The organism is Flavobacterium frigoritolerans (genome assembly GCF_025847275.1).
Classification (GTDB): domain Bacteria; phylum Bacteroidota; class Bacteroidia; order Flavobacteriales; family Flavobacteriaceae; genus Flavobacterium; species Flavobacterium frigoritolerans.
The window spans coordinates 21,180-43,408 of the sequence record NZ_JAOZEV010000011.1 but is presented as its reverse complement, the minus strand read 5'-3'; the positions used below and the strand labels follow the sequence as shown (position 1 = coordinate 43,408).

The following is a 22,229-nucleotide window of genomic DNA, read 5'->3' as shown; positions in this document are numbered from 1 at the left end:
CTACCGTAAACTATAAACCGAGGCTAAAAACTAATTATCCTATTCGCAATCCGTTTTCGATTTTAAAATCCGGTGCTAATAAAACAACGTCGCCTTCCTCTCCTACTGCTCCAATTACAAGACACTCACTCATAAATCTTCCTATTTGCTTTTTAGGAAAATTAACAACCCCAACAATCTGTCTGTCTTTTAATTCTTCTTTAGTATATCGCTTGGTAATTTGTGCTGATGATTTTCGGATTCCGATTTCTGTTCCAAAATCTATTGTAAGTTGATAAGCGGGTTTACGAGCCTCTGGAAAATCATCTACTTGTATAATTGTTCCCACTCTCATTTCTACTCTTTCAAATTCTGACCAAGTTAAATCCATATTTTATTTTTACTAAATTATTATTTCGCAACCTATTAATATTGTAAGCATTGCAGTTAATTATATAACGTATATTTTTTTATAGCTTTTACTTTTACTTATACAGAAGTAATTTAATACCCTTTAATTAAAAAATAAAAAAATGGAAAATCTTCAAATTAATACCAGCCAATCTCTAAGAGATTCTAAGTTTAACTTATTGCAACCATCTACAGACAAATATATAGAAACAGCATCAAATGTAAAACTATATGTAAAAGATTATGGACAAGGAAAACCCGTTATACTTATTCATGGCTGGCCTCTTTCTAATGAAATGTGGGAATATCAAATAGACTTTTTAGTTCAAAATAACTATAGAGTAATCGCCTATGATCGTCGCGGTTTTGGTAAATCTTCACAACCTTGGGACGGATATGACTATGATAGCTTAACCGATGACTTAAAAGAAATTATCGAGCAACTAGAGTTAGAAGATGCAACTCTGGTAGGTTTTTCTATGGGTGGTGGCGAAGTAGTACGCTATTTTAGCCGTCATAACGGAAAAGGAGTTACAAAAGCAGCTCTTATTTCGTCAGTTATACCTTATTTACCAAAAACAGATGATAATCCAGAAGGCCGCCCAAAAGAAAAAAGTGACGCAACAGCAAACGCCATCAAAGAGGACAGAATAGAATTTTTGGATAATTTTGGAAAAACATTTTTTGGAGTTACAATCATTAACCGCCCATTAAGCACTGTGTTATTAGAATATTACAGAATGTTATGTTCTTTTGCTTCTCCAAGAGCTACATTAAAATGTGCTGAATCTTTTTCGACAACTGATTTTAGAGATGAACTTGACTCCATAAATGTACCGACCTTAATTATTCATGGTGATGCCGATAAAATAGTTCCTATTGAACTTACATCTAAAAAAGCTGCCGAAGCAATTAATGATAACACATATATTATTTATGAAGGCGCCCCACATGGCTTATTTTACACAGAAAGAGACAAACTAAATTCAGATTTACTGAGTTTTTTAAATTCATAAAAAACGTATAAATATCCAAAGAGCTAATTACTAACAAATAAAAGCTTCTTTGGATATTTTTTTGATATTTATGCCCTCTTATGCAGAATTTTAAAGTTAAATTTGAATAAATTAATTATTCTACAATAATGGCACGAACTACTTCAAACATGTTACCACTTGGTACTCTGGCTCCAAAGTTTAAACTAAAAGATACCAATTCTAATTTTGAGTACTCTTATGACGACTTAAAAGGCACGAAGGGAACTCTTGTTATGTTTATATGTAATCATTGCCCATTTGTGCTTCACGTAATCGAGGAGGTTGTTATGATTGCTAATGATTATCGTGTGCAAGGAATAGGGGTTATAGCAATTTCTAGCAATGATGTTATTCAATATCCTCAGGATGGACCTGATTTTATGACCGAATTTGCGTTTACTCATAAAATAGACTTCCCATATCTATATGATGAAACCCAAGAAGTTGCCAAAGCTTATGACGCTGCTTGTACGCCTGATTTTTTCTTATTTGACAATCAGGATAAATTATTTTATCGCGGACAACTAGATGATTCAAGACCTGGAAACGGAATTACTCTTAGTGGAAGTGATTTAAGAAATGCTATAGATTCCTTAATTTATAACCGAAATATCAAAAACCCACAGAAACCAAGTATGGGGTGCAATATTAAATGGAAATAAAGACTATTCATTAAATAAGTTTGATTAACTTTGCAAATCATAATAAATCATCTCATGTTGAGCATTATACAATTGACGGTTATTTCGTTGTTGTTTTCTTATACAAGAAAACCACGTGTCGTTGTATTAAATTCGCACACCAAGGCCTTCGTTAATTAGGCCTCCGTCTATTTCAATTTCTTCTTTCAGGCGGAGGATTACATTTTAAAATTTAGTTATTTTATTTTATTTACAAAGAATTCTCTCTTTGCATTATAATTTCTACGCATTTTACAATTTCATAAATTTCACATTTACAAATAAACATTAATCTGTATTTTAATTTAACTCAAATACAAGGTTTTTGAGATTGCCTAAAACAAAAAATCTCATTCAAATAAAAAAACACAATAGATATGAAACCAACACCCACTTTCTGTACAACAGATTATCAACTCTTGAGGGAATTAATCCTAAAGAGTAAAAACGCTACAAACTCTAAAGAAGTTGGGCAACTTGCTCAAGAATTGGATCGAGCTATTATTAGCAAAGGAGACATCCTGGACGATTCAATTGTAAGAATCAATTCTCACGTTACCATTGAAGATGTTAAAGCTAAGAAACAAATGAAAATTCAAATTGTCTTACCTTCAAATGCTGACGTAAAACAAGGAAAAATTTCTATTCTGGCACCTTTAAGTGTTGCTATAATTGGCTTTAAAGAAAATGATGAAGTTGATTGGGAATTACCTGCTGGAATAAAAACTTTAAAAATAATTGCTGTATCTAATGTACTGCCTGTAAGCAATCAATAATTTTTTAAACACCTCACTTGTGAAGGTGTTTTTTTATGCCTGATTTAAAACAAAAAAAACTATCCAGATATCCCACCGAATAGTTTCATGATACTGATTATATATAAATACTTCTACAATTGCGAAGTAATATAATCTGAAATCGAAGCCATTTGTGTATCATCAAGATGTGCTTTCTTTTGCATACGCACCAAGATAGGTTTCCAGTCTTCTTTTGTAAAATCAGTTGCTTTAAATAATTTATGGCATTTGCCACAATTATTATCATACAAATTCTGTCCTCCGGCAACTGCTGGAGTAATTTCAGCCACTTTTACTGACTCAGCAGTTTCTACAACTTTTGCAACTTCTTTTTTAGTAGCACACGAAAAAACAATCACAGCTAGTGCTGCTATGGTTAAGATTCTTGATTTCATTTTTAGTTTTTTTTGGAGTAAATATAAAAAAAATCCCAAAACTCTCGCTTTGGGATTCAAATATTACAAAATATAATTTTGCTTATTTTTTTATTATTTAACGTCCATTAATTCAACGTCGAAAATTAAGTTTGCGTTTGGTGGAATAACTCCTCCTGCTCCAGATGGACCATATCCTAAGTGCGATGGAATTACGAAACGTGCTTTATCTCCAACTTTCAACAAAGCAATTCCTTCATCCCAACCTTCGATAACCTGACCTTGACCTAATTTAAATTCGATTGGTTTTTTTCTTGGATAAGAAGAATCAAATACTTTACCGTTATCTAATGAACCTTCATAGTGAACTGCAACTGTCTTTCCATTCTCAGCTTTTTTACCATCACCTCTTTGGATAAATTGGTAACGTAAACCGCTTTCTGTTTTTTCAAAACCTGCAGCAAGTTTTTCTATTGCAGCTTCTGCTTCTGCTTTCATAGCAGCATCACGCTTGTTACGCTCTCCTTTAAAAGTAATAAAAGCTTCGATAGCATTCCATTTTTCAGCTTCTTCTCCTACTCTTACAATTTCAACACTAGTTAAATCATCTCCTTGAGCAATTGAATCAACAATATCCTGTCCTTCTACAACGTGACCAAAAACAGTATGTTTTCCGTCTAACCAACTTGTCGGAACGTGTGTAATGTAAAATTGAGAACCATTACTTGCTGGTCCTGAATTTGCCATTGCTAAAACTCCTGGTTTATCATGTTTTAAACTTGGGTGAAATTCATCATCAAAGCTATAACCAGGACCACCTGTTCCTGTTCCTTGTGGACATCCACCTTGAATCATGAAATCAGGAATTACACGGTGAAATTTCAATCCGTCGTAATATTTATTTCCTTGTGGTTTAATTTTATTTTCTAAATTTCCTTCTGCTAATCCAACGAAGTTACCAACTGTTCCTGGTGTTAAATCGTGAGCTAATTTTACTAAAATCGAACCTTTAGTGGTATTGAATTTAGCGTATATTCCGTTTTCCATTGTATATATTTTTTATTGATGTGCAAATTTACGAATTAATTCTATATCATTTTGCGTGAAAAATACAAGTATCTTTAATAACTGGATTTTCAAGATTGACAACTGATATTTTAGTATCCTCATCAAATTTATTAGTTCTCTTTACAATTTTCCCATAGGGAATCTGATTCAAAAATATGGTATCGTTTCTAAGAAGTGTATTTTCATTAAATACTATAACATCTCCCAGTCCGCAAGGTTCTCCACATTTCCAAAAATAGCCTTTTATCTGCTCATCAGTAAGCGTCTTTTTACAGCTTACACACCACTGGCTTAATAAAAGAAAACTAATGAGAACCATTATCTTTTTCATCTTAAAATCTTATCCTTTCGAATTCGTTTTTTTATATGTTAATCCATAAACTGTTAATGCCAATAATGCCAAAACAGCACATCCTATAGTTACTGCATGCCATCCTCCTACTTTCCATAAAAACAATCCGTAAGCTGAACCTGCTGCTGTTCCTAAAAAGCTGAATGACATAAATACTGTATTTAATCTATTTCTAGCTTCTGGTAATAACGAATAAACTCTGGTTTGGTTAGAAATATGAACTCCTTGAATCCCTATATCAATACAAACTATTCCGATAATTATTCCTACTATACTATTTCCTGAAAAGTAGAAAACAATAAAACTAATTAACATCATTAAACAACCATATCCTACTGCTATTCTTGAATTTCCTTTATCTCCTAGCCTTCCCACTAATGGAGCTGCTAAAGCTCCTGTAGCACCAACTATTCCAAAAAGACCAATTGTTGAACTGGTAAAATGAAAAGGAGCATCTGATAATAACAATACCATTGTTGTCCAGAAAGCCCCAAACTGTGCAAAACAAAATGCGTTGATCAAGGTAGCTTCTCTTAATAATGGCTGTGTTTTTATAAGTGTAAAAAGCGACTGTAATAATTGTCCATATGAGCCATGAAATACTGGTTTATTATACGGGAATTGTTTTTGCATAACAAAAAAGATAAGTAAACATATCCCTGCCGCAATCCAAAACATAGATCTCCAACCCCAAATATCTCCTATAATTCCGCTTAAAGTTCTTGATAATAAAATCCCAACAAGCAAACCACTCATAATTGTTCCTACAACTTTACCTCGCTCACTAGGATCACTCAAAGAAGCTGCCAAAGGCAAAATTAACTGAGGAACTATGGAGGTGATTCCGATAAGAAGCGATGCAATTTCTAAAACTAAAAAACTTTGGGCTGTAGCTGCTATAACCAAAGCAACTACTGTTGCAAGCGTGGTTATCAAAATTTGTTTTTTTCTTTCGATTTTGTCTCCAAGCGGCACCATAAAGAAAAGTCCGATGGCATAACCTGCTTGAGTAAGATAGGTGATTGTTCCCGCATCAGCTTCGGGAATCTTAAATTCATTGGCAATTAAAACAATTAAAGGCTGACAATAATAAAGGTTTGCAACTATAAGTCCAGTGCAAACTGCCATAAACATGACACTAGTTTTGGATAAATTCATTTTGCAAAAATACTATTCTCCTTTTTATCTAAACTTAAAATAAAGTATAATTTTTTCCTAACAAACCTCAACTACATTTTAATCTTTTACAAACCAATAGACTAAACTAAGTAATTACATATACATAGAAACATAGATTTAAAACTAAACCTGAACGAATTTCCTAGAAAATTATATTTTTTTTCCGCATAGAACTATGCGTTTTATTTTGAGTGAAACATCCTTTTTTCACACTTAGCAAACTATGATTCTATGTGTTAGAATAAAATTACACCAACAGACTAAATCAGTTCTTTTTCAATGAATCTACAACTAGTTTTTATCGATTCAATAGCATTCGATTTATAATTAGTTTCTTGTTCTACGAATAAATATTTCATTCCTGATCGTTTCGCTTCTGCAAAAATAGATTTGAAATCTATACTACCTGAGCCGATCTCTGCATTTAAAGTGGCATTATTTTTATCCATGTCTTTTACATGCCACATCGTAAAACGTCCCTCATTTTGTTTAAACAATTCTATGGGGTCATTTTTAGAATATGCCATCCAATATAGATCCATTTCAAAATAGACTAAATTTTTATCCGTCTCTTTTAGCAAAATTTCATATCCTGTCACACCATTGTATTTCTTAAACTCAAAATCATGATTATGATACGCTAATTTTAATCCTGCTTCTTTACACATTTCTCCAGCTTTATTTAATAACGAAGCTATTCTTTTGTAATCATCGGCACTTTTCCTTAAACTTTCATCCAGCCAAGGCACCGTTATATACTCGCTATTTAAAACTTTAGCCGCTTTTATCGCTACTTCAAGCTCCGTAGTATTTCCGTCGGATAAATACGTTCCTAATCCGTAATGACCACTCACTGCTTTTAACCCATTTGCGTCTAGTAATTTCTTTAACTCTTGAGCTGACAATCCCCAAAACTTATCTTTAATTGAAAATCCATACAATTCAACTTCAGTATATCCAGCTTCTGCTACTTTCTCCAGAGTTCCTTTCACATCTTTGGGCAGTTCATCCCTTAAAGTATACAACTGCAATCCAATTGTTTTTTTATTGAAAGTAAAAGCAAATGATGGAATTAAACAAACCGTAGCTGCTGCCATACTTGCATTGATTACGAAGCTTCTTCTTGATACCATAAATTTAATACTATTTTACTTTTTCATAAAGTCTTCACGAATTGGGCTAAAAACATCTGTTAAAAGTCCGCTTTCTAAACAAACTACTCCATGTATTGCATGTGGCGGAATATAAAAACTATCTCCTCCTTTTAATGTTTTTGTTTCATTATCAATGGTCACATCAAATATTCCACTCGTTACATATGTAACTTGCGAATGATAGTGTTCGTGTAACACTCCAATGCCTCCTTTTTCAAAATGAACATTTACCAACATTACGTTATCGTCGTAAGCCATTATCTTACGTTTGATTCCTTCTCCTACAACTTCCCATTCTATTTCATCATTAAAAAGGAATTTTTCGCTTGCTCCAAAACTTTCCATAGTACTTTTAGTTTAACATTTCTATTTATTTTTTCTACCTCATCATCATTAAATTCGTTAATCTAATGACAAAGCAAATTTTACTGCTGCATCTGAATGAATTTTTGTTGTATCAAAAACTGGAACTGAAACATCATCCTGACTTATAATCATTGGTATTTCGGTACAACCAAGAATAATTCCTTCGGCACCATTTTCTATCAATTTATTAATCACCATAATATAAGCTCTTTTAGTCTGCTCATTTATGATTCCTCTTCCTAATTCTTCTTTTAATGTTTTCTGAATATAATCTCGCTCATCTTGAAGGAAAGGAACAATTGTCTCAATATTGTGTTCGGCAAGTTTGTCTTTGTAAAAATCCATTTCCATCGTGAATTTTGTACCCAACAACCCCACTTTTTTTAATCCTTTTTTATTTATTTCATTTGCTGTAGCTGTTGCAATATGGATGATTGGCAACGAAATCTCTTTTTCGACTCTTTCTACAACTGCATGTGCTGTATTTGCACATAAAATAATTGCTTCGGCTCCGCTTTTCTCTAGACTCTTACAAGCATTCGCTATCAGTTCAAATGTTACATCCCAGTTATTTTCTGTATTATTTCTTTGAAAATCATCAAAATTTAAAGAGTAAATAATACATTCCGCAAAATTAAGACCTCCTAATTTTTCATTTATTCCCTCATTTATAAAACGATAATAGTCTATTGTCGAAACCCAACTAATACCTCCTACAAGCCCAATTTTTTTCATAACTAAGTTTTTTTACTGATTTTCAAACTTTCACTAAAGCAAAACGGTTTCAAACGATTATAAAATAAGTCTGTGACTCAAATCGTTTGAAACCGTTATTGTAAAAGTATTTTTTTATTCTTTAATAGCTAAGTTATCTCTGGTATTTTTTTGAACTGCAATGGCTCCAAAAATCCCTAATAAAAATGCAAAAGCATAAAATCCTTTTTCGCTAGGCAAAATCGTAGCATTCCAAAGTCCTATCGTTAATAAAGCAATTGCCAAAATTGTTCCAAACCAGCAAATTCCATAATAAATATCAGTTACAGGAAACCCTTCTAATCTATCTCTTACACTTTTTTGCAACGAAATTACCGCGAACAATCCGAACATTAAAACGGTGAAATAATATCCTTTCTCATTTAATAACATTTCAGCTCTGGCAAGCCCTACTAAATAACCAATAATTCCTGCTCCCATAGCAATCCAAGATGCTGCAACAAATGCATTCGACGTTTTTTGTACCATTTTTTTAATTTAATTTATAGTTGAGTTAATTTATTTTTAGAAATATTACTATTTGCAAATACTTCTTAGCAGTTGGTTCTTTTTATTTGGCTTCATATTTCGAAAATATCGCTGAGTCTATTGGTGTCCAAAAACAACACCTTTGCCCACTTGCTTTTAGCGCATTATTCGCCCAAGTATTACAAGTATGAAGCAAACTATAACTTCCGGCTCCTTCATAAAAAGCATCTCTTTTACCGTAGTTTTGATCTGTTTTTATGTGTATAAATTGCCCTTTTTCATCTTTTTTGAAACTGTTTTTTATATAATCTGTTAAGCGAACGTATTGCTCCTTACTGATTATAATTTTTTTACAGCTTTCGTTTTCTTTAATATTCGAAAAATAGGTTGCGTGTATTGCTGTATTGCTTAATCCAGATGCTGCTTTAAGAGCTGTAGACGCTCTAAGATCTGACCAATTTGGAGTTTCTAGATAAAATCCTTTATCACCCCATCCCATCGCTAGATATTGATAGGTTGTATCTTTAGAAATCGTGTTTTCATACTTTATCTCTTTGCTCCAGTCCATAAATTCATTACGAGTTGGAACTACAATATCAGTATGAACTCCATTTGTCATGATATAAATAGTAACTTCTTCCTTGGTATTTGGTTCTCTTTCGACCGTAATTCTCGAAACAGAATAGGCGAGAACGACGTACAATAAAATAAATGCTACGAATGCAAGTAGTATTTTACCAATAATTCTAAGGGCTTTTTTCAATGTGGTTTGTGTGGTTAGTTAATTTTCTAATTTTTCGCTAAAATAGTAGTATTTTATTTAATAAAACAAAATTATTTTTAAATAATAAATCCTTCTAAAATTCAGTTGTTAATTATGAATGTTTAGCAAAAAGAAGACCAAAAACTTATCTTTTTTGAAGATTTTTTAATGCCGCTTTGGTTGCATTAAGTCGGATTGCTATAAAATCATCTTGATTCGTTTCTTTAGTTGGTTCTATATTTGTTGCAAAAAAGTAAACTCCATTCTTGTTTTCCAAATAACCTACAAACCAACCGTTCTTGATTCCATCACTATTAGACAAACCTGTCTTTCCTCTTAAAACATAATCATTAGTCTTTTCAATTTCCATGATATCTTTCATTATCAATTCTGTTCTTTTAGAAATAGGTAATTCTGACAGATACAATCTTTTTAAGAAATCAATTTGTTGGAATTGAGAAATTCTGGACTTTCCTTCTAACCAAAAATTATCAATCGTCAGGGTATCAAAAACCATTGTATTGTAATCTAGCTTTTTTAGATAGGCTCTCATTCGTTTCACTCCAACTTTTCTTGCGATTTCCTGATAACATGGTACACACGAAACTCGAAACGCTTGCTTGAGTGTTAAATCTTGTTCCCAAGCTTTCATCCATCGTTTTTCTCCATTCCATTTAAAAACTGTCGAGTCGCTTTTTACAACTCCTGTCTCAAGTGCAATAATCGAATTAGGAATTTTAAATGTCGATGCTGGAATATTTCCTTTTTTTGCCCAAACAAAATCATTAGAATAATAGGTCTTTTTACTACTATCGTAAACTAATATTGAACCTTTTACTTTTAAACTATCAAGTATTTTACCAAACTCTGCAACAATTACTTCTTTGTCTTTTCCTGTTTCTTTTTTGGTTTCAGTCTTAGTTTCTTTGTTTTTAGATTGACAACTTACGTTTAGGTTTATCAATAAAAAAAGAGATAATATTTGTGTAAGGGTTTTCATTTTGGTTTGTTTTATTTTTTATGAATTTCTAATTGTAATTTTTTTTTAGGACGAGACAATGCTCGTGCGCGCAATTAAAATCAATTCATAATTCTTCTACCCATTATAAATCATTGACGTTATTGTACTGTTTGTTATTTCAATATCCAACAAATGGTCTTGATAAAAATCATCTCCTCCTGAAATGGAACAAAAAATATCCCTTGAATCTTCTATTATTATTCTTGTACTATAGACTTCCAATGTATCATACCAGTTTTCATTTGCTGTATCTTCATTACATTCATTATTATAAAAATCGATTAACTCGGTCTTACAATTACTCAACCAATTAATATAGTCGATAATTTTATCTAAATAACCCTCAATATGTTCATTAGGCAGATAAACCGAAACCTTCTCTTTTTCAGTTAATTTATTAAATATAACTATATTCTTATTGGCAATTTTAAATTTATTTTTAGTCTTCTTTGATGCTACAAAATCGCTCAACTCTAGTTTGGGTTGTTCTTTCTTTTCCCTATATTTCCTGATGTCTTTTATAATGAAGTTGTCTTTGTGTGATTTGGCTTTTTCTTCCATTACATACATTTTGGTTGCCTCTTTTCTATTGGTTAAATCGGCAACGGTCTTAAAAACTTCGTAAGCGGATTTATGAAATCCTAACAAAGCATAAGTATTTGAACGTACTAAATCATCCTGTTTTGTTCTGTTGGCGTTTTCTAATTCATAAAGTAAATCATAAAGCTTCTCGATACTTTCTGTTGATGCATCGGATTTTCTAAACTCTTTAGACAGCTCTATATAATCTTTTGTATAATCTCTGTTCATTTTTATTTTCAATATACTATAGCCATTTTCTTTAGCCGAAAATACAATTAAAAACAATATACCCTTTCAAAAATCATGATTTCTGATGTGTCTAGCCTAGCATTCTAATTGTGAATTAGTAATGGTTAATTGTGAGATGTTAATTCGTAATTCGTTTAAATATTAAATATCTTGACTCTTTAAATCTCTTCTCTTCGTTCTCTAAATCTTGTCTCTTTCTTTCTAAAATCTTTGATTCTCTACTTCGCGAAAAAAACTTTGTATCTTTGCACCCTTGAACCTTTTGAAAAGAAAAAATGCGCATAGATATTATTACTGTTTTACCTGAATTATTGCGAAGCCCGTTTGAAGCTTCGATTATGAAACGTGCTATTGACAAAGGTATTGTCGAGGTTCATTTTCATAATTTACGTGACTATACAACCAATAAACAGAAGAGTGTTGATGATTATCCTTTTGGTGGTGGCGCTGGAATGGTAATGACTGTTCAGCCTATTGATGCTTGCATCACACATTTAAAAAGCGAAAGAGAGTACGACGAGATTATATATATGTCGCCTGACGGAGAAACGCTAAACCAGAAAATGGCTAACACGATGTCGATGCTTGAAAACATTATCATTTTGTGTGGTCATTATAAAGGTGTAGATCAGCGTGTGCGTGATCATTTTATTACTAAGGAAATTTCGATTGGCGATTATGTTTTATCTGGTGGTGAATTAGGCGCTTTAGTTTTATCGGATGCTTTGATTCGTTTGATTCCAGGCGTTTTAAGCGATGAAACTTCTGCCTTAACGGATAGTTTTCAAGATAATTTATTGTCTGGACCTATATATACTCGCCCTGCTGATTATAAAGGATGGAAAGTTCCTGATGTTTTAACTAGCGGTCACTTTGCCAAAATTGATAAATGGAGAGAAGATATGGCTTATGAACATACTAAAAACAGACGCCCTGACTTGCTAGAAGAGAAATAAGTTTTTAGTCTCAGTTTACAGTATGCAGTTACAGTTTACAAACTGGCATATTAAAAATTGAGAGTAAATACTCCAAGCTGAATACTGCAACAGTATATTATATAAACTTATTACCTATAAACTGATACTGAGTACTGTAACTTAAAACCGGCACCAAAAACTGGTACTAATAAAAAAAGTTGCAAATTAAAACTAAAGTTGTATTTTTGCACCCAAATTAGACCAACCTCTGGCGAAATCCGTGTATGTTGCTCTATTACAAAACCATAATTAAAGATATCATGGCAGATTTAATGAAATTCGTTCAAACCGAATTTGTTGCAAAAAAAGATTTCCCTGTTTTCGGAGCTGGAGATACTATCACAGTTTACTACGAAATTAGAGAGGGTGAAAAAACAAGAACTCAGTTTTTTAAAGGAGTTGTTATTCAAAGAAGAGGTTCTGGTAACACAGAGACTTTTACTATTCGTAAAATGTCTGGTGCTATTGGTGTAGAGCGTATCTTCCCAGTTAACTTGCCAGCTTTACAAAAAGTTGAAGTTAACAAAAGAGGAGCTGTACGTAGAGCTAGAATTTTCTACTTCAGAGAACTTACTGGTAAAAAAGCTAAGATTAGAGACAGAAGAAGATAATTTATTATCTCTTTACCATAAAGATCCCGATTCATTATTTATGAATCGGGATTTTTTTTGTTCTAAACAAAATATCAAAACAGTAGTTCTTTGGCTTGAAAACCATCGAATTGTCAATTATAACTACTTAAAATGGCAATCTGTTAATTTAAGGAATTCTAAAAAAAACGCAACCGTTTTCGGACTGTTTTTCTTATATTTGCTTCGCTCATTTTGAGCCAATCATACCTTTTACATCGTCATTTTTTTGACGATACGATTATATTAAAAAAGAAAAAAAAATGACACAGAATTCAAAAATTGTTTACACCTTAACTGATGAGGCGCCATTATTAGCGACTTATTCTTTCTTGCCTATTGTACAAGAATTTACTGCTACAGCGGGTATTGCTATTGAAACTAGAGACATTTCGTTAGTGTCTCGAATTTTATCTAATTTCCCGGAGTACTTGACCGATTCTCAAAAAACAGGGGACGCCTTGGCTGAGTTAGGACAACTTGCTACTAAACCGGAAGCAAACATCATTAAGTTACCAAACATCTCGGCTTCGGTTCCGCAATTAAAAGCTGCCATTGCCGAATTACAATCTCATGGATATAAAATTCCAAATTTCCCTGAAGATCCTCAAAACGATACTGAAAAAGAAATTAAAGCTAAATACTCTAAAGTATTAGGTTCTGCAGTAAACCCAGTTTTACGTGAAGGTAACTCTGATCGTAGAGCACCAAGAGCTGTGAAGAATTTTGCAAAAGCAAATCCACACTCAATGGGAGCTTGGTCACCTGACTCAAAAACTCATGTTGCATCTATGCCAAATGGTGACTTTTACGGAAGTGAAAAATCACTTACTGTTCCTAATCCTACTGATGTAAAAATTGAATTCATTGCTAAAGACGGAACTACTACTGTTTTAAAAGAAAGTACTCCTCTAAAAGCAGGAGAAATTATTGATACTGCTGTATTAAACTTAAATGCTTTAAAAAGCTTTGTTGCTACAACTATCGAAGAAGCAAGAAAAGAAAACATATTACTTTCAGTTCACCTGAAAGCTACAATGATGAAAGTTTCTGATCCAATTATTTTTGGTGCAATTGTAGAAGTTTACTTTAAAGATGTATTCGAAAAATACGCTACTTTATTTAGCGAACTAAATATTGATACAAGAAATGGATTGGGTGATGTTTACGCAAAAATTGCAGGAACACCTCAACAAGCCGAAGTTGAAGCAGCACTAGATGCAGCTATTGCTAACGGTCCAGCACTTGCAATGGTAAACTCTGATAAAGGGATTACAAACTTACACGTTCCATCGGATGTAATTGTTGATGCTTCTATGCCTGCTATGATTCGTACTTCTGGACAGATGTATAATAAAGAAGGTAACCAACAAGATACTGTTGCTATTATTCCAGACCGTGCTTATGCTGGTGTTTATACTGCAACAATAGATTTTTGTAAAAAACATGGTGCTTTTGATCCTACTACAATGGGAAGCGTACCAAACGTGGGCTTAATGGCTCAAAAAGCAGAAGAATACGGATCTCATGACAAAACTTTCCAAGTAAAAGGTGATGGTGTTGTTCGTGTTGTTGATACTAACGGAACTGTATTAATGGAACAAGCTGTTGAAGATAAAGATATCTTTAGAATGTGTCAGGCAAAAGACGCTCCTATTCAAGACTGGGTAAAATTAGCTGTAAACAGAGCTCGTTTATCTAGTACTCCTGCAGTTTTTTGGTTAGACGAAAACAGAGCACACGATAGAGAATTAATCGAAAAAGTAAAAACTTACCTTAAAGATTATGATACTACAGGTTTAGATATCCGCATCATGAATCCAATTGATGCTACAAACTTTACTCTTGAAAGAATAATTAAAGGATTAGATACTATCTCTGTAACTGGAAACGTATTGCGTGATTACCTTACAGATTTGTTCCCAATTCTTGAAGTTGGAACTTCTGCTAAAATGCTTTCTATCGTTCCTTTAATGAATGGTGGTGGATTGTTTGAAACAGGTGCTGGAGGTTCTGCTCCTAAACACGTTGAGCAATTTACACAAGAAGGATATTTACGTTGGGATTCATTAGGTGAATTTTTGGCTCTTGGTGCTTCTTTAGAGCATTTAGGTCAAACCTTAAACAACTCTAAAGCAATTGTTCTTGCTGAAACTCTAGATGAGGCAAATGACAAATTCCTTGCAACCGATAAATCTCCAGCTCGTAAAATTGGACAAATAGACAACCGTGGTTCTCACTTTTATTTAGCGTTCTATTGGGCTCAAGCTTTGGCTGCTCAAAATAAAGATGCTGAATTAAAAGCGATCTTCACTCCTATCGCCGCTGAATTTGCAGAAAATGAAGCTAAAATAAATGCTGAATTAATTGCTGCTCAAGGAAAACCTCAAGACATTGGTGGTTATTACCAACCAAATCCTGAATTAACTAGCAAAGCAATGCGCCCAAGCCCAACATTTAATTCAATTTTAGCTAAAATAGCTTAACTATTAAAATTTATTATGGAGACACACTGTACAGTGCCTCTCTACAAATCAATATCTAAAAGACAACCCGAAACGGTTGTCTTTTTTTTAACTCACATTTAACATTTATTTTGTAATAATTTTTACCTTATAACGTCTTATAAAGTAATTCAAAATTTAAACAATGATTTCAAAAAAAGTTAGCTCATTACTTATTCTATTTCTCGTTTCTTTTTCTTCAATTGCGCAAGAAAAATTCACCCTAAGTGGTACAATTTCTGACTCTAAAAATAACGAAACCCTAATCGGAGTCAACATATACATTCCTTCATTAAAGACAGGTACTACAACCAACGAATATGGTTTTTACTCTATTACAGCTCCAAAAGGAGAATATCAGATAGAAATAAGTTACGTCGGATATCAATCTTTTGAACAAACCATTTCTTTGACAAAAAATATTAAAAGCAATTTTTCACTAAAAGAAGGTGGCGAAGAACTTCAAGAAGTTGTCATCACTGATAATCGAGGAAGAGCCAATACTCGTACTCCTGAAATGAGTGTAAACAAACTTTCTATTACATCCATAAAAAAAATGCCTGTTGTGATGGGAGAAGTTGATGTCTTAAAATCAATTTTATTACTTCCTGGTGTAACTAATGCTGGTGAAGGTGCATCTGGATTTAACGTACGTGGAGGTGGTGCCGATCAAAATTTAATACTTCTTGATGAAGCCACTATTTTTAATTCTTCACACGTTTTTGGATTCTTCTCTGTATTTAACCCAGATGCCATTAAAGATTTAAAACTATATAAAGGAGGAATTCCTGCTCGTTACGGCGGTAGAGCGTCCTCAGTTTTGGATATATATCAAAAAGACGGAAATAGTAAAGATTTCCATATGAATGGTGGAATCGGATTAATTTCAAGCCGACTTCTTGCTGAAGGTCCGCTAGTAAAAGATAAAGGATCATTCTTAATTGGAGGAAGAGCTTCTTACGGGCATCTATTCCTAAAACTAACTGAAGACATGAAAGATAACTCTGTTTATTTTTATGACTTAAATGCTAAATTTAGTTATAAATTAAACGACAACAACAGTTTGTATCTATCAGGTTATTTTGGACGTGATGTATTTAGCATAGCCAATAGCTTTGCAAATACTTACGGAAATACTACTTTAAACTTACGTTGGAATCATTTATTTTCAGATAAACTTTTTACAAATCTATCTTTAATTTACAGTGATTATTATTACGGACTTGATTTAGATTTAGTAGGATTCAAATGGGATTCTGGTATCAAGAATTACAATATCAAATACGATTTCAAAAATTATATCTCAGACAAATTCAAGTTAAATTATGGTATAAATGGTATTTACTATGATTTTAATCCGGGAACTATTAAACCAACAGGTGAAGAAATTAGAATCAACTCAGAGCAATTAGACAAGAAATATGCATTTGAGCCTGCAATTTATATTGAGGCAGAAAATCAAATTGCAAAAAAATTAACGCTTTCATACGGACTTCGTTTTAGCATGTTTTATCGCTTAGGAGGTTCGTCAGTTAACTTATATGAGAATGATAATCCTGTCGTTTTTGATCCTGTTAGACAAATTTACGAAAAGGCAACCCCAATAGGAACTCAATATTATGGCAAGAACAAATCTATTTATGATTATAATAATTTAGAACCTCGCTTTTCTATTGGATACCAAATCAATGAAGACCAAGCTGTTAAAGCCAGCTATAACAGAATGGCGCAATACTTACAATTAATATCAAATACCTCATCTCCTACTCCTCTTGATGTCTGGATGCCTAGCGACCAATTTATTAAACCTCAAATTGCTGATCAGGTAGCTTTAGGTTATTTCAGAAATTTCCAGGATGGGGATTACTCACTTGAAGCCGAAACATACTATAAGAAAATTAAAAATAGACTTGATTATATTGATGGTGCAGATTTAATAGCGAATAACGCTATTGAACAAGTACTTTTAAATGGACGTATGCGTTCTTACGGTGTAGAATTAATGTTCAAGAAGAATACTGGAAAACTAACTGGATGGGTTTCATACACGATATCCAAATCAGAACAGCAAACTCCAGGAAGAACTCCTGAAGAAACAGGAATTAATAACGGACAATGGTATAATTCGGTTTACGATAAACTACATAATTTAGCTGTAACGACTGCATATTCACTAAATGACAAATGGTCTTTTGGTGCTAATTTCGCATTGCAATCTGGACAACCAGTAACTTATCCAACTGGATACTATGAATATCTTGGCGTTAAAGTTCCTCATTATGGTTTACGAAATGAAAACAGATTACCAGCTTATCATCACTTAGATATTTCGGCAACATTAACTCCAAGATCAAACAAGGACAGAAACTGGAAAGGCGAATGGGTTTTTAGCATTTATAATCTTTATAACAGACGAAATGCAGCTTCAATTAATTTCAGACAAAATGAAGATACAGGATATAATGAAGCTGTAAAAACTTCTATTTTCGGAATGGTTCCTGCTGTCAGCTATAATTTTAAATTTTAATTCACCTCTCCTAAAAGAGAAATAAAAATATATTCACATGAAAAAAATAAGCCTATTAATTCTATTTTTCACAGCGCTCTTTTTTACAAGTTGCGAAGAAGTTGTAGAAGTTGATTTAAAAACACAACCACCAAAATTGGTAGTAGAAGCTGTCATTAATTGGAATAAAGGAACAACAGGAAACCAACAAATGATAAAATTAACTACAACAGCCGATTATTACAATCCCATAATTCCAGTTGTTTCAGGAGCTACAGTATCTATAAAAAACAGCACTAATAAAGTATTTACTTTTATAGAAATTCCTCAAACAGGTCAATACGTTTGTACAAATTTCGAGCCTGTCATTAACGAAACCTACGTCTTAACAATTGTTAGCGGAGGAAATACCTATACTGCAACCGAAACTTTAAAATCGGTAGCACCAATTACAAGAATAGAACAAAAAAATGATGGTGGGATTACTAAAGATGAAGTAGAAGTAAAAGCGTATTATAATGATCCTGCTAATGAAGCAAACTATTATTTATACCACTACACGTACTCTAATAAAATACTATCAAGTTATTCGGCTGTAGAGGATAGATTCTTTAACGGAAATGAGTTTTTTAGCACTTCAAATAACGATGATTTAAAACCTGGTGATAAAGTTGAGATAAGTCATATAGGCATCTCTAAAAGTTATTACAATTACATGAATATCTTAATCAGTGTTGCTGGTGATAATGGTGGCGGACCATTTCAATCTCCTCCTGCAACAGTAAGAGGTAATGTTATAAATACAACAAATGTAAGTGACTATCCTTTAGGTTATTTTTCACTTGGAGAAATAGATACTAAAAAATATACAATCGAGTAATTTTTAATATGGAACCTAGAATAGAAAATTTAACCGAAAAGAAAATTATTGGAAAACGAGTTACAACCTCTTTTTCTGCCAATAGAACAAAAGAACTTTGGCAAGGTTTTATGCCAAACCGAAAAGAAATAAAAAATAATATCGGTTCAGAGCTATATTCTATTGAAGTATATCCAGAATCACATTTTACTAATTTTAGCCCAAGCAATCAATTCGAAAAATGGGCTGGTATAGAAGTGACAGATTTTCTTTCGGTTCCTCTTGATATGGAAACTATCGTAATTCCAAACGGACTATACGCAGTTTTTATTCACAAAGGGCCAGCGAGCAATGGAAACGAAACATATCAATATATTTTCAGTGATTGGTTGCCTAAATCTGAATACGTATTAGAGAACAGACCTCATTTTGCCATAATGGGCGAAAAATACAAACATGAAGATCCAACATCTGAAGAAGAAATTTGGATTCCGATTAAACACAAAAATTAATATTCCGAAAATGCTCTCCTAATTGAGAGCATTTTTTTTATATCTTATTTTTAAACAAAAATCTATCAAGTCTCAACATATGTAAATATTTAAGAATTAGAATTAAGCAACCTTTGCAAATAATTAATTCAAAAATTAAAATCATGAGACACTTACTTCTTAGCTTATTTACTCTATTTGCATTTAATATAAAAGCACAAACTTTCAAAAACCCAGAATCTTTATTCGACCCAACACCTTATGGTTTTAGTCATGCATCATCGGTTACTGCACCTGGAGAATTTGTTTACATTTCCGGACAAAGCGGTGGTTTAGGCAAAGAGCATCTTTTAAGTAATGACTTTCGAGAACAAACACAAGTAGCATTACAAAACATTGTAACAGTTCTGGATAGCTATAATCTAAAACCGCAGAACGTCATGAAAATCACCATTTTAATAGTAGATCATTCGCAAGAAAAACTAAAAATATGGAATGAAGAAATTAATAAAGTATGGAAAAACAAACCATTTCCTGCTAGCACATTAATTCCCGTTCCAAGATTAGCCATAGACGGAATGTTAATAGAAGTTGACGCAGTTGCTTTTAAAGCAAAAAAATAAAACTTCTCAAAAAAATAAAATCATTAAGAGATTAAGTTTCATTAAGAAACAATTAACCGCAAAGCTTTCAAATCTTCATAATCTGTGGCAGAAAAAGACTTAATTTTTCTTAATCCCTTAATGGTAAAATATCATCTCAAAAGTCTATTCCCTTTTATTTTTTAAACAAACACAAATAACCTCATTAATCTTTATATCCCGAGAGTTGTCGAGAGTAGTTAAAAAACTTTATTTTCCTTAATGGCAGAAAAACATTTACTTTTTACTTTCGTACATTTACAGCACATTTTAAATCTAGAATATAAATGTCCTCACACCATATCGTACGCGACGACCAAGAACCAGCATTAATCATAGCCAACGGAGCTGCCTGCAATCCCGAATTATTAGGACAATTATTAGAATGGTCTCCTTTGGTAATCGTATTAGATTCGGCAATTGAGCGCGTAGTCGATTTAGGTATAAAAGTCGATGTCTTACTTGGTGATTTCGATCGTGGATTCGACCCAGAAATATACAAAACTACACAATACCCAATAGAGATTGTACATACTCCAGATCAGGACAAAACTGACCTAGAAAAAGCATTCGATTATTTAATCGAACGAAAAATACCTGCCGTAAATGTAATTTGGGCAACCGGAAAAAGAGCCGATCATACCATTACAAACCTTACTAACATTGTTCGATATCGAAATTTATTAAAGATTGTAATCCTCGACGATCATTCCAAAATATTTTTATTACCAAATAAATTCGAGAAATGGTACACCGAAAACACCCCCATTTCACTCATCCCGATTGGAGTCGTAAACGGTATTTTTTCAGATAATTTAGTATATCCTTTGCATAATGACACACTTACTATAGGCTACAGAACTAGTAGTAGCAATGCTGTTTCCAAAGATGGAATCGTTACAATTACACATACTGATGGCGATTTATTGTTAATGGAATGTTTTGATTAATTCCTTTTTCATGAGCTATTTCCCGCTTTCGCCTCAATCTTTTTGGGTAAGAAAAGCCAAAAAAGGATACCAGCTCAATCGGGGCTAAACCAAATAATTTCATAATACTAATATAACTTATTTCCAAATTAGGAATGCGTACCTTTGCACGGAAATTAAGAATAATGAAAGCTACAAATAACTCCGAGAAAACAAGTCTACATCCTAGAAACCCGCATCGTTCCCGTTACGATTTTGAACAACTAATCACAGATTGTTCCGAATTAAAGAAACACGTGGCCATAAACGAACATGGAATCGAGACAATTGATTTTAGTAATCCCGAAGCAGTAAAGGCACTTAATAAAGCCTTATTAATTCATTATTACGACATACAAAACTGGGACATTCCTAAGAATTATCTTTGCCCTCCAATTCCAGGAAGAGCCGATTATATTCATTACCTAGCCGATTTATTAGCTACAACAAATAATGGTGTTATTCCAGAAGGCGAAGCAGTGTTAGGTTTAGACATTGGTGTAGGTGCCAATTGTATTTATCCAATATTAGGAAATGCAGCCTATGGATGGAGTTTTGTAGGAACAGATATCGATGAAAAAGCAATTGAAAACTGCAGTAAGATCATCGAAGCCAATCCTAAACTAATTGACGTTATTAGTTTACAACAACAAACAGAATCACGTTTTATATTCAAAAATATAATTACACCCGAAGATAAATTCACATTCACGATTTGCAATCCGCCTTTTCATTCTTCGTCAGAAGAAGCTAATAAAAGTGCCGTTCGAAAAGTGACAAATCTAAATCCAAAAGCAAATAGAAAAGCAGCGCCCGTTTTAAACTTCGGAGGTCATAATGCCGAACTATGGTGCGATGGTGGAGAAATTGGATTTATAACACAAATGATTTATGAAAGTGCCAAATACCCAATGCAATGTTTATGGTTTACTACATTAGTATCCAAAAGAGAAAACTTATCAAGTATCTATAAGACATTAAACAAAGTAAATGCTTCAATCGTAAAAACAATCGATATGGCGCAAGGTCAAAAAACGAGCCGTATTGTAGCATGGTCTTTCCTTACCGAAGCACAACAAGGAAAATGGAGTTTTAAAAGCGAAAATTAAATTATTGCAATCTGTTGCCTTAATTAATTCTAACACACAGAAACATCGATTTACTCCCTCTATTCGACTTTTAGCCTTGAGTCAAGGAAACATTTTTGAGATTTTGACAAAGAGTAGCTAGCGAACTATTCTTTAAAATTTCAACAAATAAATTAAAAGAAAATCATATTGGCTATAAAATAGCATCAAAAGCTCCAGCGGAGCATAATATTTATAGCCAATACAATATATTTTTCCTATCAGCTCTAGCGGAGCGATATATTAGATCAATTTTAATCCTGTTTTAAGTTG

General features: G+C 32.8%; 24 protein-coding genes. 12 read left to right on the top strand and 12 right to left on the bottom strand.

Going from position 1 to position 22,229, the window contains the following annotated elements; translation table 11 throughout:
* Window positions 1–34: 34 nt before the first annotated feature.
* A complete protein-coding gene (locus OIU80_RS13945) occupies window positions 35–370 on the bottom strand; it encodes a tRNA-binding protein (RefSeq protein WP_264287613.1) in 336 nt (111 codons plus the stop codon).
* 142 nt (window positions 371–512) lie between these two features.
* Here OIU80_RS13945 and OIU80_RS13940 point away from each other — a divergent pair, with 142 nt between their 5' ends.
* From OIU80_RS13940 to OIU80_RS13930, 3 genes are all read left to right on the top strand, one after another.
* Window positions 513–1,406, top strand: a complete 894-nt coding sequence (locus OIU80_RS13940) for an alpha/beta fold hydrolase (RefSeq protein ID WP_264287612.1) — start codon at window positions 513–515, stop codon at window positions 1,404–1,406.
* A gap of 128 nt (window positions 1,407–1,534) precedes the next feature.
* Complete coding sequence (locus tag OIU80_RS13935) at window positions 1,535–2,089, top strand: thioredoxin family protein (RefSeq protein ID WP_264287611.1); 555 nt, start codon at window positions 1,535–1,537, stop codon at window positions 2,087–2,089.
* A gap of 395 nt (window positions 2,090–2,484) precedes the next feature.
* On the top strand, window positions 2,485–2,883 hold the full coding sequence (locus OIU80_RS13930; RefSeq protein WP_264287610.1) for a GreA/GreB family elongation factor: 399 nt from the start codon (window positions 2,485–2,487) through the stop codon (window positions 2,881–2,883).
* A 113-nt stretch (window positions 2,884–2,996) separates the two neighbouring features.
* On the opposite strand, the gene OIU80_RS13925 is transcribed toward OIU80_RS13930, so the two are convergent.
* The 11 genes from OIU80_RS13925 to OIU80_RS13875 all read right to left on the bottom strand — a co-directional run bounded on the left by OIU80_RS13925 (window position 2,997) and on the right by OIU80_RS13875 (window position 11,233).
* The gene (locus tag OIU80_RS13925) at window positions 2,997–3,299 is read right to left on the bottom strand and encodes a cytochrome c (protein ID WP_264287609.1); all 303 of its coding nucleotides are present in this window, start codon (window positions 3,297–3,299) and stop codon (window positions 2,997–2,999) included.
* A gap of 93 nt (window positions 3,300–3,392) precedes the next feature.
* Window positions 3,393–4,325 (bottom strand): peptidylprolyl isomerase, encoded by a 933-nt coding sequence (locus tag OIU80_RS13920; protein WP_264287608.1) that lies wholly within the window; start codon window positions 4,323–4,325, stop codon window positions 3,393–3,395.
* A gap of 46 nt (window positions 4,326–4,371) precedes the next feature.
* Complete coding sequence (locus OIU80_RS13915; protein ID WP_264287607.1) at window positions 4,372–4,677, bottom strand: hypothetical protein; 306 nt, start codon at window positions 4,675–4,677, stop codon at window positions 4,372–4,374.
* Between the two features lie 9 nt (window positions 4,678–4,686).
* Window positions 4,687–5,826 carry an MFS transporter gene (locus tag OIU80_RS13910; protein ID WP_264287606.1) on the bottom strand — a complete coding sequence of 380 codons (1,140 nt, stop codon included), beginning with the start codon at window positions 5,824–5,826 and terminating at the stop codon, window positions 4,687–4,689.
* Window positions 5,827–6,137: 311 nt separating this feature from the next.
* Window positions 6,138–7,010 carry a sugar phosphate isomerase/epimerase family protein gene (locus OIU80_RS13905; RefSeq protein WP_264287605.1) on the bottom strand — a complete coding sequence of 291 codons (873 nt, stop codon included), beginning with the start codon at window positions 7,008–7,010 and terminating at the stop codon, window positions 6,138–6,140.
* 15 nt (window positions 7,011–7,025) lie between these two features.
* Complete coding sequence (locus OIU80_RS13900) at window positions 7,026–7,376, bottom strand: cupin domain-containing protein (RefSeq protein WP_264287604.1); 351 nt, start codon at window positions 7,374–7,376, stop codon at window positions 7,026–7,028.
* Window positions 7,377–7,433: 57 nt separating this feature from the next.
* On the bottom strand, window positions 7,434–8,132 hold the full coding sequence (locus OIU80_RS13895) for an aspartate/glutamate racemase family protein (protein WP_264287603.1): 699 nt from the start codon (window positions 8,130–8,132) through the stop codon (window positions 7,434–7,436).
* Window positions 8,133–8,246: 114 nt separating this feature from the next.
* Window positions 8,247–8,639 carry an inner membrane protein YiaA gene (gene yiaA / locus OIU80_RS13890; protein WP_129539474.1) on the bottom strand — a complete coding sequence of 131 codons (393 nt, stop codon included), beginning with the start codon at window positions 8,637–8,639 and terminating at the stop codon, window positions 8,247–8,249.
* Window positions 8,640–8,721: 82 nt separating this feature from the next.
* A complete protein-coding gene (locus OIU80_RS13885; RefSeq protein ID WP_264287602.1) occupies window positions 8,722–9,402 on the bottom strand; it encodes a TIGR02117 family protein in 681 nt (226 codons plus the stop codon).
* Window positions 9,403–9,547: 145 nt separating this feature from the next.
* The gene (gene blaOXA / locus OIU80_RS13880) at window positions 9,548–10,402 is read right to left on the bottom strand and encodes a class D beta-lactamase (protein ID WP_264287601.1); all 855 of its coding nucleotides are present in this window, start codon (window positions 10,400–10,402) and stop codon (window positions 9,548–9,550) included.
* Between the two features lie 96 nt (window positions 10,403–10,498).
* Window positions 10,499–11,233: a hypothetical protein gene (locus tag OIU80_RS13875; RefSeq protein WP_264287600.1), complete on the bottom strand. Its 735-nt coding sequence runs from the start codon at window positions 11,231–11,233 to the stop codon at window positions 10,499–10,501.
* A 296-nt stretch (window positions 11,234–11,529) separates the two neighbouring features.
* Between OIU80_RS13875 and trmD the strand changes: the two genes are divergently transcribed.
* From trmD to rlmF, 9 genes are all read left to right on the top strand, one after another.
* On the top strand, window positions 11,530–12,210 hold the full coding sequence (trmD, locus tag OIU80_RS13870) for a tRNA (guanosine(37)-N1)-methyltransferase TrmD (RefSeq protein ID WP_035622360.1): 681 nt from the start codon (window positions 11,530–11,532) through the stop codon (window positions 12,208–12,210).
* A gap of 281 nt (window positions 12,211–12,491) precedes the next feature.
* A complete protein-coding gene (gene rplS, locus OIU80_RS13865; RefSeq protein WP_264287599.1) occupies window positions 12,492–12,842 on the top strand; it encodes a 50S ribosomal protein L19 in 351 nt (116 codons plus the stop codon).
* A gap of 281 nt (window positions 12,843–13,123) precedes the next feature.
* Complete coding sequence (locus tag OIU80_RS13860) at window positions 13,124–15,346, top strand: NADP-dependent isocitrate dehydrogenase (protein ID WP_264287598.1); 2,223 nt, start codon at window positions 13,124–13,126, stop codon at window positions 15,344–15,346.
* A 163-nt stretch (window positions 15,347–15,509) separates the two neighbouring features.
* The gene (locus tag OIU80_RS13855) at window positions 15,510–17,891 is read left to right on the top strand and encodes a TonB-dependent receptor (protein WP_264287597.1); all 2,382 of its coding nucleotides are present in this window, start codon (window positions 15,510–15,512) and stop codon (window positions 17,889–17,891) included.
* A 37-nt stretch (window positions 17,892–17,928) separates the two neighbouring features.
* Window positions 17,929–18,750: a DUF4249 domain-containing protein gene (locus tag OIU80_RS13850; protein ID WP_264287596.1), complete on the top strand. Its 822-nt coding sequence runs from the start codon at window positions 17,929–17,931 to the stop codon at window positions 18,748–18,750.
* Between the two features lie 8 nt (window positions 18,751–18,758).
* Window positions 18,759–19,241 carry a GyrI-like domain-containing protein gene (locus OIU80_RS13845; RefSeq protein WP_264287595.1) on the top strand — a complete coding sequence of 161 codons (483 nt, stop codon included), beginning with the start codon at window positions 18,759–18,761 and terminating at the stop codon, window positions 19,239–19,241.
* 143 nt (window positions 19,242–19,384) lie between these two features.
* A complete protein-coding gene (locus tag OIU80_RS13840; protein ID WP_264287594.1) occupies window positions 19,385–19,843 on the top strand; it encodes a RidA family protein in 459 nt (152 codons plus the stop codon).
* A 305-nt stretch (window positions 19,844–20,148) separates the two neighbouring features.
* Window positions 20,149–20,811, top strand: coding sequence for a thiamine diphosphokinase (locus OIU80_RS13835; RefSeq protein WP_264287593.1), 663 nt, complete (start codon window positions 20,149–20,151; stop codon window positions 20,809–20,811).
* 164 nt (window positions 20,812–20,975) lie between these two features.
* Window positions 20,976–21,938, top strand: coding sequence for a 23S rRNA (adenine(1618)-N(6))-methyltransferase RlmF (rlmF, locus tag OIU80_RS13830; RefSeq protein ID WP_264287592.1), 963 nt, complete (start codon window positions 20,976–20,978; stop codon window positions 21,936–21,938).
* Window positions 21,939–22,229 lie beyond the last annotated feature (291 nt).

Excerpts from the sequence above, each read along its gene's own strand:
- OIU80_RS13945 (WP_264287613.1), bottom strand. The coding sequence starts at position 370 with ATGGATTTAACTTGGTCAGAATTTGAAAGAGTAGAAATGAGAGTGGGA.
- OIU80_RS13940 (WP_264287612.1), top strand. The coding sequence starts at position 513 with ATGGAAAATCTTCAAATTAATACCAGCCAATCTCTAAGAGATTCTAAG.
- OIU80_RS13935 (WP_264287611.1), top strand. The coding sequence starts at position 1,535 with ATGGCACGAACTACTTCAAACATGTTACCACTTGGTACTCTGGCTCCA.
- OIU80_RS13930 (WP_264287610.1), top strand. The coding sequence starts at position 2,485 with ATGAAACCAACACCCACTTTCTGTACAACAGATTATCAACTCTTGAGG.
- OIU80_RS13925 (WP_264287609.1), bottom strand. The coding sequence starts at position 3,299 with ATGAAATCAAGAATCTTAACCATAGCAGCACTAGCTGTGATTGTTTTT.
- OIU80_RS13920 (WP_264287608.1), bottom strand. The coding sequence starts at position 4,325 with ATGGAAAACGGAATATACGCTAAATTCAATACCACTAAAGGTTCGATT.
- OIU80_RS13915 (WP_264287607.1), bottom strand. The coding sequence starts at position 4,677 with ATGAAAAAGATAATGGTTCTCATTAGTTTTCTTTTATTAAGCCAGTGG.
- OIU80_RS13910 (WP_264287606.1), bottom strand. The coding sequence starts at position 5,826 with ATGGCAGTTTGCACTGGACTTATAGTTGCAAACCTTTATTATTGTCAG.
- OIU80_RS13905 (WP_264287605.1), bottom strand. The coding sequence starts at position 7,010 with ATGGTATCAAGAAGAAGCTTCGTAATCAATGCAAGTATGGCAGCAGCT.
- OIU80_RS13900 (WP_264287604.1), bottom strand. The coding sequence starts at position 7,376 with ATGGAAAGTTTTGGAGCAAGCGAAAAATTCCTTTTTAATGATGAAATA.
- OIU80_RS13895 (WP_264287603.1), bottom strand. The coding sequence starts at position 8,132 with ATGAAAAAAATTGGGCTTGTAGGAGGTATTAGTTGGGTTTCGACAATA.
- yiaA (WP_129539474.1), bottom strand. The coding sequence starts at position 8,639 with ATGGTACAAAAAACGTCGAATGCATTTGTTGCAGCATCTTGGATTGCT.
- blaOXA (WP_264287601.1), bottom strand. The coding sequence starts at position 10,402 with ATGAAAACCCTTACACAAATATTATCTCTTTTTTTATTGATAAACCTA.
- OIU80_RS13875 (WP_264287600.1), bottom strand. The coding sequence starts at position 11,233 with ATGAACAGAGATTATACAAAAGATTATATAGAGCTGTCTAAAGAGTTT.
- trmD (WP_035622360.1), top strand. The coding sequence starts at position 11,530 with ATGCGCATAGATATTATTACTGTTTTACCTGAATTATTGCGAAGCCCG.
- rplS (WP_264287599.1), top strand. The coding sequence starts at position 12,492 with ATGGCAGATTTAATGAAATTCGTTCAAACCGAATTTGTTGCAAAAAAA.
- OIU80_RS13860 (WP_264287598.1), top strand. The coding sequence starts at position 13,124 with ATGACACAGAATTCAAAAATTGTTTACACCTTAACTGATGAGGCGCCA.
- OIU80_RS13855 (WP_264287597.1), top strand. The coding sequence starts at position 15,510 with ATGATTTCAAAAAAAGTTAGCTCATTACTTATTCTATTTCTCGTTTCT.
- OIU80_RS13850 (WP_264287596.1), top strand. The coding sequence starts at position 17,929 with ATGAAAAAAATAAGCCTATTAATTCTATTTTTCACAGCGCTCTTTTTT.
- OIU80_RS13845 (WP_264287595.1), top strand. The coding sequence starts at position 18,759 with ATGGAACCTAGAATAGAAAATTTAACCGAAAAGAAAATTATTGGAAAA.
- OIU80_RS13840 (WP_264287594.1), top strand. The coding sequence starts at position 19,385 with ATGAGACACTTACTTCTTAGCTTATTTACTCTATTTGCATTTAATATA.
- OIU80_RS13835 (WP_264287593.1), top strand. The coding sequence starts at position 20,149 with ATGTCCTCACACCATATCGTACGCGACGACCAAGAACCAGCATTAATC.
- rlmF (WP_264287592.1), top strand. The coding sequence starts at position 20,976 with ATGAAAGCTACAAATAACTCCGAGAAAACAAGTCTACATCCTAGAAAC.